This window comes from Lysinibacillus sp. NPDC097231, assembly GCF_044761885.1.
Classification (GTDB): Bacteria; Bacillota; Bacilli; order Bacillales_A; family Planococcaceae; genus Lysinibacillus.
The window spans coordinates 17,115-32,547 of the sequence record NZ_JBIWDH010000026.1; the positions used below are offsets into that span (position 1 = coordinate 17,115).

Here is a 15,433-nt window from a genome sequence, read left to right on the forward strand (position 1 = left end):
GGCATGACATTATTTACTGTCATAAGCCCTTTTTGTTCGCTCGATAAGATAATAGATTGGTTGATGCTGACACAGAGAAACTTCGATTTGCGGATACATCGATTTCATTTCCTGTGATAAAGTTTTAAAAATTATTGGGTTATGCTTAATGGCACCACCATTACAGTACAGGTTAAATGCTCCTCCTTGATAGCCGCTTTTTTCTAATACAGCGCAAACAAGGAGCACTAATTCATGAGCAGCACGCATTGATATTTGAATAGCGCATGAATCATTTTTGGTCACTGCATCTGCCAAAAATGCTCCCATTCTTGCAAGCTGTGCATTCGTGTATGCTGGATGGAATAGCCATGCGGCTAGCTCCGTAACATCTTGAATACGTAAGTAATGATAGACAGCATTTTTTAAGATGGTCGGTTCTCCACGCCCGTCTTCCATTTTGAAAATAGCACGAATGACCTCCTGCCCTAGCCAATAGCCACTACCTTCATCTCCTGCCCGATGTCCCCAACCACCAGCACGCACTATCTGCTTACCATCAAATGCGTATGCAATGGCACCTGTTCCAGCAATGAGTAAGGCGCCAGCCTGTCCGGCAGTAACACCGAGTAAAGTGGCTTGTGCATCATTTTCGATAATAAGCGTATCTATCTTTAGTTGTAATGGGGATAGCGCGTTATGAACTATTGCTGACACGATTCCATGATCCTTGGGGGAATCAATGCCAGCCATTGCAAAGGTGGCTACAGCAATATGTGAACATTTTTTCGTTTGCAAAAAGTCCTGTACATTTCCTAACAACGCTCGCAATACTACTGTAGCAGATTCGGCACCAATAGCTTGATAGTTAGAGCCACTCGTTGATTTTGTATATATAATTTCACCAGATTCGGCATGTACGATTGCACATGCCGTTTTTGTAGCACCGCCATCAATAATAAGTAGCCATTCCATCATTGATTCCATTCCTCTATAAATACAGATAATTGTTTTTCAGCCTCTGCGATTTTAGACTCCTTCATACGAATCCACTCATAAAGACTATGTGAACTTAGCTTGGCGCGTTCAAGAGATGCTTTCATTGTTGAAGGGGCAGGACCACCAGGTAGTGTACGGAGACCAACGAAAGTCTCTGGTTTTAAAGTTTTATAAAAATCCTCTTCAGAGATATTTAATGGTTTACCAGTAATCAATTTAGATTGTGTATTCGCTAACCCCCATGAAAGACTTACTAGTGATTCTTCACCATGAGCAAGCAATACTTTAATACATTTACTTACAATACTATGAGCTTGGCGGAATGAAATTCCTTCAGAGCGCACTAAAGTATCGGCAAGCTCTGTTACATTTGCAAAGCTATTTTCTGCTCGATTTCTCAGCCTTTTCTTGTTCACATCCATTGTGACAACAAGCGAGCCAAATAGTTTGTAAATACCTATTAAACGGTCAATGGCACGCCATAAATAAGGTTGCATATCATCTTCAGTATCTACGATATCCCCAAACGGTGTATTATGTACCATTTGTAATACTGTGCTAGCATCTCCAACAACCGCTGATAGTAATGAACGCGTATGCTCTATTGAAACAGGGTTACGCTTTTGAGGCATTATTGAGCTAATTTGTACGTACGGACTTGCCAGTGTAAATGCATTGAATTCCTGTGTCGCCCATAGTAAAAAATCTTGAGATGTACGTCCGAGATTAAGTGCCGCAAGCTGAACAATACTCGCCGCCTCTGCAATATAGTCAGCACCAGCAACAGCATCCCACGCATTTTCGATAATATCATCAAATGCCAATAAGTCGCACATACGCTCACGACTAATCTTGAAGCCTGTTGTTGTAAGTGCTGCAGCTCCCATACTGCTACGATTAACGGTTTTGTAGACATGCTGTAAACGTTCAAAATCTCGTTCAAGTTGATCGATGACAGCTTTCAAATAATGCGCAAAGGTTGTTGGCTGTGCCTGTTGTGTATGTGTATAGCCAATCATAATAGTATCAACATGCTCCTCAGCAGCAGCAATTAAATCATCTCGTAATGTAAGTAATTCTTGCATTAGTAATAATAATTTTTTTCTTAAAGTCATTCGATAGATGGCAATGCCCATATCATTACGACTTCTACCAATGTGAAGATTTCCAGCAACATCACCAGCAAGTTCTATTAATTTATTTTCAATGCGGAAAAATAAATCCTCATATCGTGGGCTGTAATCCTCTATACGATAATAGTTTAGGTCTAGTTTTTTTAGTGCAATAGCAATTTGTTTTGCTTCGTCTTTTTTTACGAGTCCTTGTTCTTCTAACATTTTTAAGTGTGCAATATTAATTTGTAGCATGATTGTTAAAAAGTTTTTCTTCGCTTCATCATAAGCTGGCTGTAAGACGATTTTACGATAAATATTAGAAGGGAAATTCATCCCGTCTTCTTGCTGTGTTTTGTTGCGGAAATCTTCAAACATAATAATTGCCTCCTAGTAGATTAGCAGTTATATGGCTGAACCAGCACTGCCTTTAGATAACTTCTCAGAAATAATAAGTACAATTAAAATTAAGCAAATTTGTAAGACACCGTATGCACAGGCAGTTCCAAACTTAAACGCATACAATTTTTGGAATATTGCTACGGATAGCGGGATAGTCGTTGTACTGTAAATAAGAATTGATGCTACGAATTCACCAAAGCTTTGCACAAGTGCAAGTAATGTACCTGCAAGAATGCCAGTAAAGGTAAGAGGCACTACGATACGTCTAAATGTATACCACCAACTGGCACCTAAGCCTCGTGATGCTTCTTCGATAGACTGATCTAACTGCACAAGAGATGCGGATGTCGATCGAAAAACGAGCGGTAAATGTCTAATAAAGTAAGCTAATGGTAAAATCCAGAACGTCCCGATCAGAACTTGATTAAAGGCAAAAATATTTTCCGTACTAAAGGCTGCGATTAAATTGACGGCTACAACTGTCCCTGGCAATGCCCAAGGAATCATAATCAAAATGTCGAGCAATGTCTTACCTTTAAAATTTAGACGTACCATCGCATAGGCTGCTGCGACACCGAAAATAATATTGCCGAACGTTGCGACGATACCCATTTGAATAGAATTCCAAATAGGTCGCCACGTTCGTTCATCTGTGAAGAGAGCTACATAATGGCTAAGTGTATAATCGGTAGGCAGAATTTGCGTTTTCCATGCTCCATCAACTGAAAAAGAAATTAAGATAAGCACTATAATCGGCAAGATTAAAATTAATGTACCTATGAAAGACGCAATAGTCGCTATGATTTTCATCCTTTTTGAAGACACTTCAGATCGATGAACGCTGATGCCCTTGCTTAGGTTTTGATAGTTTCGGCGGTTTTGATACCAACGCATAATAATTAAAAAGGTGATGGATACAAAGGATAAAATCATGGATTGCGTCGCTGCCATATCTAAATTGCCATTAGTACGAGATAAATATATTTGCATTGTCATCGTGCGTTCTACACCGAACATTAAAGGTGCCGTGTAGGATGCCATAGATATCATAAATACTAATAGTGAAGATGCAACAATCGAAGGTGTTAACATTGGCAGAATAACCTTTGTCCATACACGAATACGCCCCGCTCCTAGACTAGTTGCTGCTTCCTCAAGTGCTGGATCTAGTCCCTTTATCGCAGCGGAGGCAGTCAAGTAGAAGTAAGTGTACATAGTGAATGTATGTACAACGATGACCCCCCCGATACCTTTTAAGGAAAAGGGCACTTGATTTAAACCAAATAGATGTTGAAGCGCACGTGGGAAAATGCCACTTTCTCCATATAAGAATGTAAAGGAGAGTACCCCTACTAAAGGTGGAAGGGCCATGGGTACCAATACTAAAACAGATAGTACACGCCTACCTGGAAAATCATAACGTTCTAGTAAGAATGCCATGGTAACACCAACGATTGCGCAGCAAATAACACTGATGATAGAAATATATAAACTAGTCCATAATGCTTCGAGATTTGCTGGGCTAGTTATGTCAAAAAACTTTTTGTAATGAAAGAGTGGATCATCACTAGAAAAACTTTGTATAAGGGTTTGATAGAAGGGATAAACCACATAGGCAAACAACACTAAAAATAATGGCGAAATTAAGACATATACAAACCAATTAGAATGCGTGAGTCGTGTCCATACATTTTCTTTAGGAGCATTGAGGGGTGGTTTTTCCATGTTGCTTTCCTCCTATTCACCTAAAAAGTATAGTGCATCGTTGGCTATATTTAAGGTAATATGTTCACCAATCTTTTTTAAATGGTCATTTGAATTAATAATCATAACCTTTAGTGAAAATTCTTTAAAATCCACAATATAATTTACACTGATTCCAGTAAATTCAACAAAGGTAATCTTACCTGTTAATGTGTTGTCTCCGTTACCTAGATTAATAGACTCCGGACGAATAGAAATAAACACTTTGTCTCCAATCATATGCGTTAAAGTTGGGGAGCTATGTTGTTTTTGCCCAGTAAGAACAAGTCCATTTGCTGTTTTTGCTTGTATGACTTCACCATCAATTGTATTGATTGTTGCTTCAACTAAATTTGTTTCACCAATAAAATCTGCGACGAAGCGATTTAAGGGGCGATTATAGATCTCCTGTGGGGCACCAATTTGCTTGATGTATCCATTATCCATCACCATTATTCGATCAGACATGGCCATGGCCTCCATTTGATCATGCGTAACGTAAATAGTTGTGACGCCAAGCTCAGATTGTATACGTTTTATTTCAATTCGCGTTTCTTCGCGCAATTTTGCATCTAAGTTTGATAATGGCTCGTCGAGTAATAAAATATCAGGTTCGATGACAAGTGCTCTTGCTAATGCAACACGTTGTTGCTGACCGCCAGATAATTCATTAATTTTTCTGTCTCCGTACGATGCGAGATGAACTAACCCGCGAATTCGATCGACTTTTTGCTTGATATCATTTCTGGATAGCTTTCTCACCTGTAAACCGAAGGCTATATTTTCATCAACCGTCATATGAGGAAAAAGAGCGTAATTTTGAAACACCATACCGATATTACGTTTATTGGGCTGAAGTCTAGTTACGTCTCGATCATCAAAAAAAACTTTCCCCTCCGTTGGGTAATAAAAGCCAGCAATCATTCTTAAGGTTGTTGTTTTACCGCAACCGCTTGGACCGAGGAACGTAAAAAACTCGCCAGCTTTAATATCAAGATTTAAATTTTTTACACCATGCACTTGACCAAATTGCTTAGAGACATTTTCTATTTTGACGCTTCTCAATAAAACGTTCCTTTCTCGTAGTGAATTAGTTGTACATGAAGGGTATCAAGGTAAAAAATGTTGCATTTTCTAGTGAAGTACGACTGATTATTTCCTCTTTTTTATACAAAAATAGCAAACTAGGGGATGACCACTAGTATGCTATTTTTCCGTCTTAAAAATTTAGTAGCAGAAAAGGAGAGCATAATAAGCATACAATTGTGTCATTAAGTTTTATTTACCGCGACCTTTTATATTGTTATCCCAGTACTCCATCCATTCAGCTTCTTTTTCCGACATAAGTTGCCAATCGATATCAAACGTTTTTAAATCTAATTCTTGATACCAATCAGGCATTGTTGTTTTATCGATATCAGTGCGAGTAGGAATTTGATAGTAGTCATTTGCCAATTGCGTTACCATATCTTTTTCAAATAAAAATTCGACAAAAAGCTTTGCATTCTCTAAATTTTTAGCATTGTTTACAACAGCCACACCATCTACTAAAATTGGTGCACCACTTTTTGGATAAATATAGTCGAATGGATAATCCGTCGTAAATTTCTTTAATAAAATATCTTGGAGATTCCATAAAGAGATGCTTCCTTCTTGACGTGTTAACTTTAAATAAAGTGCATTTGGATCTTGTGTATATTCTTTCGTGTTAGCATCTAATTTCAATAACCAATCATAACCCTTATCAAGTGAATCGACACCTTGTCGGACAATCATGGAAGAGTAAATTGTACGCATTGTTCCAGAAGCTAGCACGCCGCGAATTAAAATTTGATTCTTCCATTTTGGATCTAATAGGTCATCCCAATCCTGTGGCCCTGTCTCCTTTGTTAATAAATCCCTATTAATCATAATAACTTCTGGTAGTAGCATTTCACCAAACCAACGACCTTTTTCATCCTTATGAGCTGCATCGATGGAACCGTTAAAGCTAGGCGTCCATGCTTGTAGTAAATCCTCGTTGGCTCCAACAATTAGCGCTGATTGTGTACCGCCCCACCAAAAATCAGCCTGAGGATTGGCTTTTTCACCCCGCAAGCGTTCTAAAATTTGCTGTGCGCCCATCGTTAAAAATTCAACCTTTATGTCCGGATACTTTTCATTAAACTGATCGATTACTTTTTGCACCATTTCTTCGTCACGGCCTGTGTAAATAACAAGCTTGCCTGATGGTGATGCCTTCACGTCTACCTTTTCAGAGTTGGATGCTTTGTCACTATCTGTGGCGTCTTTTGTAGAATTCTTGTTGTTATCACTACTACAAGCAGCTAAGATAATGAGCATCAGCACTAGGAAAAAACCGAGAATACGCGTTTTTTTCATAATCTTCCCCTTCCTCATAGTTAGTCACTTACATATAGCAGTATAATACGAAGGTTGAACATTAATGTTAAAATTATCGAAAAATTCTAATTATAATAATCATAAACTAAGTAAAGATTGGATATCAATGGAGTTTAGACAAAATTCAAAAAAACTCCTTAAAAAGGATATATCCATTTTTAAGGAGTCTGATGATTATTTAATTCCCTTTGTGTTACCATTTACTGATTCCAATAAGATAGCCTTTTGTCGTCGCTGAGCAAAGATTGTCGGAAGTATCATACCAACAAGAACAAAAATAATACCGATTATCTGTAAAAAGGTTAATGGTTCATGTAGAACAATAACAGAAACAGTTACAGCGACAGGCAGTTCTGTGGCACTCAATATAGAAGCAAGAGCTCCGCCTATCTTTGGAATAGCTATAGAGAAAAAATAAATCGGCAAAATAATACCGAAAAGCCCAAGTGCTAGCCCAAATTTCCATAAGCCTTGAGCAAATAATTTCCCGTTCCAAACAATTTCAGGATTCAGGAAAATACTAATCGTTATGAGTGCAACAAAGGAAACAATTAACACGCGTGATGTGGTTGTAATACCCTCCACAGGTCTGGAGTTAAATTGTATAAAGCAAGCAAAGCTAACGGCTGCAGTAAACCCAAATAACCATCCTTGTATTGGAATTCCGCTTAAATCTACATTCAATACACCAGCGGCTAAAATGGTCCCAATAAATAAAATAATGATAGAAATCACTTCAGGTCGACTTGGTAATCGTTTATGTAGTCCACAATCTAACAATAGACCAATCCACGTAAATTGAAAGAGCATTACTACTGCTAAAGACGCGGGAAGATAATTTAATGACTCCCCGTATACAATACCTGTAATACCCGTAAACAATCCTGCGCAAATTAAAATGAAAAGTCCCCGTTTTGAGGGTTTGGGTATTTGTCTTTGTGTAACTATAAATATAGTGCCTATTAGTATAAAGCCAATAATATATTGACTCGTTATTGCCTCTGCTGATGTAAAACCATGTTGCATCGCTACTTTGACGATTGTCGATAAAATCCCGTAGCTACTAGAAGCAATGACAATCAAAAGAGGATATATTACATTTGTTTTCATGCTTTTACTATTCACTTCCTACATCTGTTTCACCATATGATGAAAGGGTTCATCAATAATTGACCATGGTTCTGTAATGACAAAGCCCAAACGCTCATATAGACGACGAGCGTCTTCTTTCTGCGTTTCGACATTTAATGATAATTTTCTATAGCCGTGCTGCTTTGTTAGTTCTTCTGCAAATTGTAGTAATAATGTACCGATCCCTTTACCACGGGCTTCTTGTGCTACACAAACAGTATCGATATAGTATTCGTCCTCATGAGCCTCTTTATCGATGACAATAGAAGGCGCATTTTTTACTTCCAGCCATTTTACAAGATTAGCGTCCATTTCAATAGCCTGTACGCCATTATAGTAAACAAGAATTCCTAATATCTGTTCATCCTCAACGGCAACGAAGGTATTTACATAGGAGTGTCGATTGTCTTCACGTTTGAAAAGTACTGTTAGTTCCCGTTTAACTGCTTCAGCTGTTTGTTCACCAGATAAACGATTGGCGATATCACCAATGGCATCCATAATTAATGGTACAACGGCATGGGCATCCTGCGGTTGTGCTTGTCGAATTGTAATACTCATTGTCAAAATCCCTACCTTTCTATAGGCAAGTATAACAAAGATAGGAGATGACTCAAGTTATTGAGTAGATGGGGATATTTTTTAGTGACTACTTTACTATTTTTCCGAAAGTTTAAAACTTTATACGACAACTATTTTCATGTTAATCTAGAATGAATAGACTTTCGGGAGGACAACTATGACAAAGGAAGATAAGGATTTTATTTTAGTCTATGGAGATGCTTTTATTGACTATATTGCTGATGATGTAACAAATACATCTTTTACTAAATATATGGGTGGGGCAACGGTAAATGTTGCTGCAGGTATTAGCCGTATTGGTGCTCCATCTGCATTAATTACCATTACCGGAGATGACGAAGGCTCCCAATTTGTAAGAGATGGGCTTGCGGAGGAAGGGGTAGCTCTAGATTATGCAGTTTTTAACCCTGCAAAACGTGTAAGTGGTGTCTATGTGCATTTAACAGAAGCATGTGAGCGTATTTTTAAAGATTATGTCGATGAGACACCAGATTTACAAGTAGAAGCTTCTCAGTTAAATGAAGTTGCTTTTAAACATGCCTCTGCTATAACAGTGTGTTCAGGTACTATGTTTCATCCTACAGCCCTTGAAACGACACGTGCTGCTGTAGAGATGGCAAAGGAAAAAGGGGCAATTATCGCGATGGATGCGAACATTCGACCATTACGTTGGAGCAGTGAGAAGATTTGCCGTGAAACCATCACATCGTTTTTTGAGGAAGTAGATATTTTAAAGGTTACAGATGATGAATTATTCTTCCTAACAGAAACAACTAGCTTGGAAGAGGGGATTGAGCAATTAAACAGTTATTTAGTGCCCATTATTTTAGTAACAGTAGGGGAAAATGGTACATATGCGGTATTAAATGGTGAGGTTATCCATGTATCGACAGAAAAGGTTGTGCCAGTAGATACTACAGGTGCTGGAGATGCATTTATGGCTGGTGTATTACGTGATGTTCATTACAATGGCTTACCTACAACAGAGGAGGAGCTTGTTCGTTGTGTAAGCTTTGGCAATAAGCTGGGTGCTTTGGCAGCAACGAAAGCTGGCGCATTAACTGCTCTTCCGTATTATGATGATATAAAGCATTTACTTTAACTTTTTTCAGCAGGTGTCCAAACACCTGCTGAAAGAAGTTAAAGCCTCCGGCGGATGTCATGGAATCGGAAAGGAGTTCTTTGTGCAAGCACAAAGCCGATTCCAGACGCAATTATGCCGAGGCATAATTGATTAATTGTTTGGAGCGTGTCATATTATGGAGAAAAATTACGATGTATTAGTAAAGGATCGATTATTCTTTGGCGGTGCGAAAGATGCAGATTCAGCTTTTGAACAAGAAACGGTTGATATCGTGATTGATGTTCGAGTAAATGGATTATCTAAGGAGGAGCAGGAAGCGGCTTCGTATGTGTACAAGCATATGCCCATTGCTGATGAGGACATAGAAGTAGCACCATCTATTCGAAAAGTTGCGAAAGAAATTGTTTCTGCCTATGAGAATGGGCAGAAAGTTTACTTCCATTGCGGAAGCGGGGGTGGTCGTGCAGGCGTAGCAGCGACTGCCGTGTTAATGGAGCTTGGCATGGCTAATTCTCTAGAGGAAGCGGAAATAGCTGTAAAGGAAGCACGTCCACAAGTAACGATTCGCCCAAAAATGGAAGATGCTTTGCAGAAACTATATAAATAATAGGCAGTTCAATAAGTCTCTTTTAAAGTAAATTCGTGTGAAATTGAAAATGCAGAAGTGTTGTTAAATCAACATTTCTGCATTTTGCAATTTACTAATGCTTGGCTAAAATACCCTTTAAGTCCCGTTTTCAATTGTATCTAATTTTGTTCTATACATATTAGAATGAAATTTGTTATAGTAATAATATAACAAAGAATGAGGTGATTTGTATGATGGAGGAGTTAGCAAAAGTTCCATGGGCAGTCATAGCTCCACTTATCGTGGTTCAATTAATTTTAATAATTGTAGCTCTATTAGACTTACGTAAAATCCATGCAACAAACGGACCGAAAATTTTATGGGTTTTTATTATTATATTTGTTAATCTACTAGGGCCAATTGCGTACTTTATAGTTGGGAGAAAGCAATCATGACAACATTACTTCAAGTAACAGGTTTGACAAAGCAATTTGCTGAGAAAGTAGTTGTAGATGGAATTGAGTTCATATTAGAAAAAAATACATCTACCGCGTTAATTGGACCGAATGGTGCAGGTAAGACTACGACATTATCGATGCTAACGGGTCTATTAAAACCAACTTCCGGAAGTGTAAAAATGCTAGATGGTGATTTAAGAGCCAATATTGGTTTTCTGCCACAATATCCGCAATTTCATCCTTGGCTAAGTGCGTTAGAGTTTACTGAAATGGCTGCAAAATTAAATGGTGTACCTACAAGAAAAGCCAAAATAGAAGCACAGAAAACTTTGGAATTTGTAGGATTAGGTAATGATTTAAATAAGAAAATTGCCACATTTTCTGGTGGTATGAGGCAACGACTTGGTATTTCCCAGGCAATTGTGCATAATCCTAAATTACTGTTATTAGATGAGCCTGTTTCTGCTCTAGATCCAGTCGGACGCAGGGAAGTACTTGATTTGTTGAAGGGTTTGCAACAAGAAACAACTATTTTATATTCGACGCATATTTTAAATGATGCTGAAGAGATGACAGATCAATTATTGTTTTTACGTGATGGAAAGCTAGTAGAGCAGGGAACATTACTTGAGGTCAGACAACGTTTCGATGAACCAAATTATGTTGTAGAGTTTGGCACTGAAAAAGAGGCACAACTTTTTGCCAGTCAATCTGCGCTTATTGGAGAAGCTAAGGGGAGTCATGTATATATAGAAATTATTGATGAAAAACCGAGTATGCAGGATCTGCTTCAACATTTAAGCAGTTGTCCTTACAAAATACGAAAAGTAGAGCGACAAACAGCATCACTTGAAGAGATTTTTATGAAGGTGGCGAAAAGCATATGAGGGGATTTAACGTACTTCTGCAAAAGGAATTCAGAGAAGCTTGGCGAAGTTGGAAGTTTTTATGGATACCTCTTGTATTTGCATTGCTTGGTATGAGTGATCCACTGACAAACTATTACATGATGGATATTTTAAATGCTGTCGGTAATCTACCAGAAGGCTTTGAGATGTTGATGCCAGAGCTTATGCCAGTTGACTTATTACAAGCCTCTATTGGACAGTTTCAAACGATTGGGTTACTCGTATTAATGGCTACTTTTGTAGGGGCCATTAGTAAAGAAAGAGCAAGTGGTATGGCTACTTTATTGTATGTGCGTCCTATATCGTTTGGAGCTTATTTTATGAGTAAATTTATCGTCATGGGTACTGTTGGCTTAGCTAGCATTTTAGCTGGTTTTGCTGCGAGTATTTACTATACAGTCGTGCTTTATGGAACATTTGAGGTAGGACCACTTGTAGCAAGTTTTTGCACGTATTTTTCTTGGCTACTCTTTGTGTTAGCTGTTACTTTGATGATGAGTGCTACCTTTAAAACTGTTATAGCAACAACATGTGCATTTGCTTTAATATTTGTTGGACAAATATTGGATGCTTTAGTCGGTACATTTTGGACGATATCTCCGTGGAAACTACCATTATATGGTGTTCAGTTAATGAGGGGTACGATGGAAATGTCTGATTATTGGTGGAGTCTATCTATTACATTAGTTGCCTCAATTATTTGTATAAGTATAGGGATTTTGACAATGAAGAAAAATGCATCAATGACGAAAATTTAACTTAATTCAAACATTCGCTGAAATGGAGGAACTCAGGCAATTACACATCCTGTGAAAATGCCTGAGTGACAAACATCGTGTTGTCGTTACTGATGCTACTACATTTGCACTACCAATTAACGATAAAGTCTCTATGTTGGAGATCACCTTCTTGGACATTTTTAACTTCATATAATAGTAAAAGCCGCTCAATTAAAACTTATGAAATCTTCCTCTAACGGATACAATCCAATTTGTTCAGATAGTAAAGATGATTCCAGTATTTCCCACATCGCTCCCGCAAAGAAAACATTTTTTGACCCAATCTGCTCATCGGACGTCCCCAGGAAAGCACTAAGTCGGAACGAAAATCAACCACACGTTATAGAGATGGGGCTATATTATGTACATAACTTATCTTGGAATATCCATAACTTAGGAATATAATGTAGCTATGACTTATGATTTGTCGAATAACTCGGAAAATATGAAAATTTAAGTAGGAGGGTGTGGATAAATTTGGCTACAGAAAATTCCGATCGCTTTCTCACAGCGTTTAATCGGATAGATCACAGGCTAAGAGATATTGTCGGTGCGAAAGATTTTATGCCATTTTACCGTCTTATCGATCAAGCAAAGAAGAAGGATGTACTAGTACGAAAATACGAAGACGATTTAAGATCATATGCGGATTTGCGAAATGCAATTGTCCATCATCGTACATCAATGGAATATGTAATTGCTGAACCTCATATTGACGTAGTTGAGAGAATCGAGTATATAGATGCAACACTTGCTAAGCCCACGCTCGTTGGACAAATGTTTAGCAAAAAAGTGCTCGCTTTTCAGGAAAGAGATTCGTTAAAGCATGTGTTAAAAGTCATTCGTTATCGTAAATTTACACAGTTTCCTGTATATCATAAAGATCAATTTAAAGGACTTGTGACGACAGTGGGAATCACAAACTGGCTAGCTACGATGATGGGAGGCAATCAATTACCTAAAAAGATTCCGAGCTTACACGATATATTAATGCATGAAAAAAATCGAGTGAATTATAAATTTGTGAGTAGATACATAACGATTTACGAGGCAGAAGATATTTTTAAACAAGGGGTAGAGCGGGGACGCCGCTTTGAAGCTTTATTAATAACGGAGCATGGGAAGCCTCATCAAAAGCTAATCGGCATTGTTACACCATTGGATATTGTAAAAATAGATTAAGCAAGACGACACAAGCTATTAAGGGCTTGATCGTCTTGCTTTATCCTTCAAGCTTACATATAAGGAGCCGTTTGCTTGAACCTGCGCGAAATAAACATCTTCAGCGGATTGAACATTTTGCTTTTTCAGCTTTTTCATAAGCCAATCTTCAGTCAATTCAAGTTCAACTAAATTTTCATAAATAACCTGTCCATCTGAAACCACTTCTGTTGGGATATAGGTTGGTGGTGTTACATCTGCCTTTACATCTTGTTTTGTCGCTGGCTGCTCAGCGGGTTTTGGTAACACACTAAGTTTACCGGTTGTTTCAAGTAACGCATATTGTACATCTTGTATAGAGAATATGGCTTGTTCTCGTAACATCATTGCTAACTCATCCATATGCAAACGATTTTTCTTCAAGGCGGATTCTAAAATAAGTCCATTTTGAATAAGAATTGTTGGCTTGTCATCGACAATTACACGAGCCTTTTTGGATTTAATGGTAACAACGGTCATTAAATAAGTTAAAATACTCCACCAAATTAATGCAATAAGTCCATCTAGAAAGGGTGTCTCAGCCTGTGCGGCAATTTCTGACGCAATAGAGCCAAATGTGATACCTGTTGTATAGTGGAAAAATGTAAGTTGCCCGAGCTGTTTTTTTCCAAGTAATCGGGTTACAATGAGCAACGCAAAAAAGGAAAGTGTTGATCTAAGGATCATTTCCCAAAAATCAGCTTTAAAAAATTCGTCTATATTCATACATAAATCAACTCCCTTAAAACTGCTATCAACGAATAGCTTGTGCAAAAAGGTCGATAGTATGCGACAATTTCTTATAAATGAAAATTATAAAAACAGAATATGGGGTGACTGCATGAACAAACAAATAGAAAATTATAATAACCCAGTCTATCCAATTATGATTGCAATAGCTGTTGCCCATCTTATCAACGATACGATGCAAGCAGTTATCCCGGCGATGTTCCCTATATTGAAGAGTGATTTAGGGTTAACTTTCACACAAATAGGCCTTATTTCGTTTGTATTGAATATGTTTGCCTCTGCTTTGCAGCCCGTTGTTGGTTATGCAAGTGATAAAAAACCAATGCCCTATGCTTTGCCAATTGGCATGGCTAGTTCGTTTATAGGTATAGCAATAATAGCGTTTACATCACAATATTGGATAATTATTGTTGCAGTGTTATTTTTGGGTTTTGGTTCAGCCATTTTTCATCCTGAGGGTTCACGTGTATCGTTTATGGCAGCGGGCTCAAAAAGAGGGCTTGCACAATCGATTTATCAAGTAGGGGGTAATTCTGGTCAAGCACTTGCACCCCTAATTAGTGCCTTTATTTTTGATATTTTTGGACAACGTGGTGCAGCCATTGTCTTAGTGATGACAGCAATTGGTATTGTAGTCTTAAGTAAAATAGCTGCATGGTATAAAAAGCAGTTGGAGCAAGAACGTGCGGCAAAGAAAAAACGACTCTTAGTCTCTAACTTGCCACCTCTAACAAAGAAACAAGTAGGTATTGCATTAACATTATTATTTACTATTATTTTTGCGCGATCATTTTATACAACCAATATTACAAGTTATTATGTATTTTATTTAATGAATCATTATGATATCAGTCTTCGTCTTGGGCAAATCTTAATTTTCACCTTTATGGCATTTGGTGTCATTGGAACATTTTTTGGAGGCTCTTTATCAGATCGAATTGGCAGAAAAAACGTTATTTTACTGTCCGTTATTGTACCAATGCCATTCTGTTTAGCATTGCCGTATGTCCCGTTGTGGGCAGCAATTATATTTTTGGTGATTATCGGTGCGTTAATTATGATTAGCTTCTCAGTAACGGTTGTTTATGCACAAGAGCTTGTACCGACAAAAATTGGTACAATGGCAGGTTTAACAACAGGCTTTGCGTTCGGAATGGGTGCGATAGGAGCGTTGGTAATTGGTAGATTAATTGATCACAAAGGCATTGAATTTACAATGATGGTTGTATCTTTGTTACCTTTATTACTCTTAGTGGCCTTTTTCTTACCGAAGGATAAACCTGCTTCAGCGGTGTAGATCTGAGGAAAGAGCTGACGGAAAGATAAAAACGCGTC

The 15,433-nt window shown here is 37.9% G+C and carries 15 protein-coding genes; 7 read left to right on the top strand and 8 right to left on the bottom strand.

The window, feature by feature from the left end; all coding sequences use genetic code 11:
• Positions 1-9: 9 nt before the first annotated feature.
• The 7 genes from ACIQXF_RS15470 to ACIQXF_RS15500 form a co-directional block, all read right to left on the bottom strand.
• A complete protein-coding gene (locus ACIQXF_RS15470; protein WP_402784238.1) occupies positions 10-957 on the bottom strand; it encodes an N-acetylglucosamine kinase in 948 nt (315 codons plus the stop codon).
• Positions 954-2,468: an argininosuccinate lyase gene (gene argH, locus ACIQXF_RS15475; RefSeq protein WP_402784239.1), complete on the bottom strand. Its 1,515-nt coding sequence runs from the start codon at positions 2,466-2,468 to the stop codon at positions 954-956. The genes ACIQXF_RS15470 and argH overlap by 4 nt, the downstream gene beginning before the upstream one ends.
• A 27-nt stretch (positions 2,469-2,495) precedes the next feature.
• Positions 2,496-4,217 (bottom strand): ABC transporter permease, encoded by a 1,722-nt coding sequence (locus tag ACIQXF_RS15480; RefSeq protein ID WP_402784241.1) that lies wholly within the window; start codon positions 4,215-4,217, stop codon positions 2,496-2,498.
• A gap of 12 nt (positions 4,218-4,229) precedes the next feature.
• Entirely contained in the window at positions 4,230-5,300 is a 1,071-nt protein-coding gene (locus ACIQXF_RS15485; RefSeq protein ID WP_402784243.1) for an ABC transporter ATP-binding protein, read from the bottom strand.
• A gap of 213 nt (positions 5,301-5,513) precedes the next feature.
• A complete protein-coding gene (locus ACIQXF_RS15490; protein ID WP_402784245.1) occupies positions 5,514-6,617 on the bottom strand; it encodes an extracellular solute-binding protein in 1,104 nt (367 codons plus the stop codon).
• Between the two features lie 195 nt (positions 6,618-6,812).
• A complete protein-coding gene (locus tag ACIQXF_RS15495) occupies positions 6,813-7,748 on the bottom strand; it encodes an EamA family transporter (protein ID WP_402784247.1) in 936 nt (311 codons plus the stop codon).
• A gap of 18 nt (positions 7,749-7,766) precedes the next feature.
• The gene (locus ACIQXF_RS15500; protein WP_402784249.1) at positions 7,767-8,330 is read right to left on the bottom strand and encodes a GNAT family N-acetyltransferase; all 564 of its coding nucleotides are present in this window, start codon (positions 8,328-8,330) and stop codon (positions 7,767-7,769) included.
• Between the two features lie 178 nt (positions 8,331-8,508).
• On the opposite strand from ACIQXF_RS15500, the gene ACIQXF_RS15505 reads away from it, so the two are divergent.
• From ACIQXF_RS15505 to ACIQXF_RS15530, 6 genes are all read left to right on the top strand, one after another.
• Entirely contained in the window at positions 8,509-9,453 is a 945-nt protein-coding gene (locus tag ACIQXF_RS15505) for a carbohydrate kinase family protein (protein WP_402784251.1), read from the top strand.
• Between the two features lie 157 nt (positions 9,454-9,610).
• Positions 9,611-10,042 carry a protein-tyrosine phosphatase family protein gene (locus ACIQXF_RS15510; RefSeq protein ID WP_402784252.1) on the top strand — a complete coding sequence of 144 codons (432 nt, stop codon included), beginning with the start codon at positions 9,611-9,613 and terminating at the stop codon, positions 10,040-10,042.
• 212 nt (positions 10,043-10,254) lie between these two features.
• Entirely contained in the window at positions 10,255-10,458 is a 204-nt protein-coding gene (locus tag ACIQXF_RS15515; protein ID WP_402784254.1) for a PLDc N-terminal domain-containing protein, read from the top strand.
• Complete coding sequence (locus tag ACIQXF_RS15520; protein ID WP_402784256.1) at positions 10,455-11,348, top strand: ABC transporter ATP-binding protein; 894 nt, start codon at positions 10,455-10,457, stop codon at positions 11,346-11,348. The genes ACIQXF_RS15515 and ACIQXF_RS15520 overlap by 4 nt, the downstream gene beginning before the upstream one ends.
• Positions 11,345-12,127 carry an ABC transporter permease gene (locus ACIQXF_RS15525; protein ID WP_402784258.1) on the top strand — a complete coding sequence of 261 codons (783 nt, stop codon included), beginning with the start codon at positions 11,345-11,347 and terminating at the stop codon, positions 12,125-12,127. The genes ACIQXF_RS15520 and ACIQXF_RS15525 overlap by 4 nt, the downstream gene beginning before the upstream one ends.
• Positions 12,128-12,625: 498 nt before the next feature.
• Positions 12,626-13,330 carry a CBS domain-containing protein gene (locus ACIQXF_RS15530; protein ID WP_402784260.1) on the top strand — a complete coding sequence of 235 codons (705 nt, stop codon included), beginning with the start codon at positions 12,626-12,628 and terminating at the stop codon, positions 13,328-13,330.
• 18 nt (positions 13,331-13,348) lie between these two features.
• Here the strand turns inward: ACIQXF_RS15530 and ACIQXF_RS15535 are convergent, their stop codons facing one another.
• Entirely contained in the window at positions 13,349-14,074 is a 726-nt protein-coding gene (locus tag ACIQXF_RS15535; RefSeq protein ID WP_402784262.1) for a DUF421 domain-containing protein, read from the bottom strand.
• Positions 14,075-14,189: 115 nt separating this feature from the next.
• Between ACIQXF_RS15535 and ACIQXF_RS15540 the strand changes: the two genes are divergently transcribed.
• Entirely contained in the window at positions 14,190-15,395 is a 1,206-nt protein-coding gene (locus ACIQXF_RS15540) for an MFS transporter (protein ID WP_402784264.1), read from the top strand.
• Positions 15,396-15,433 lie beyond the last annotated feature (38 nt).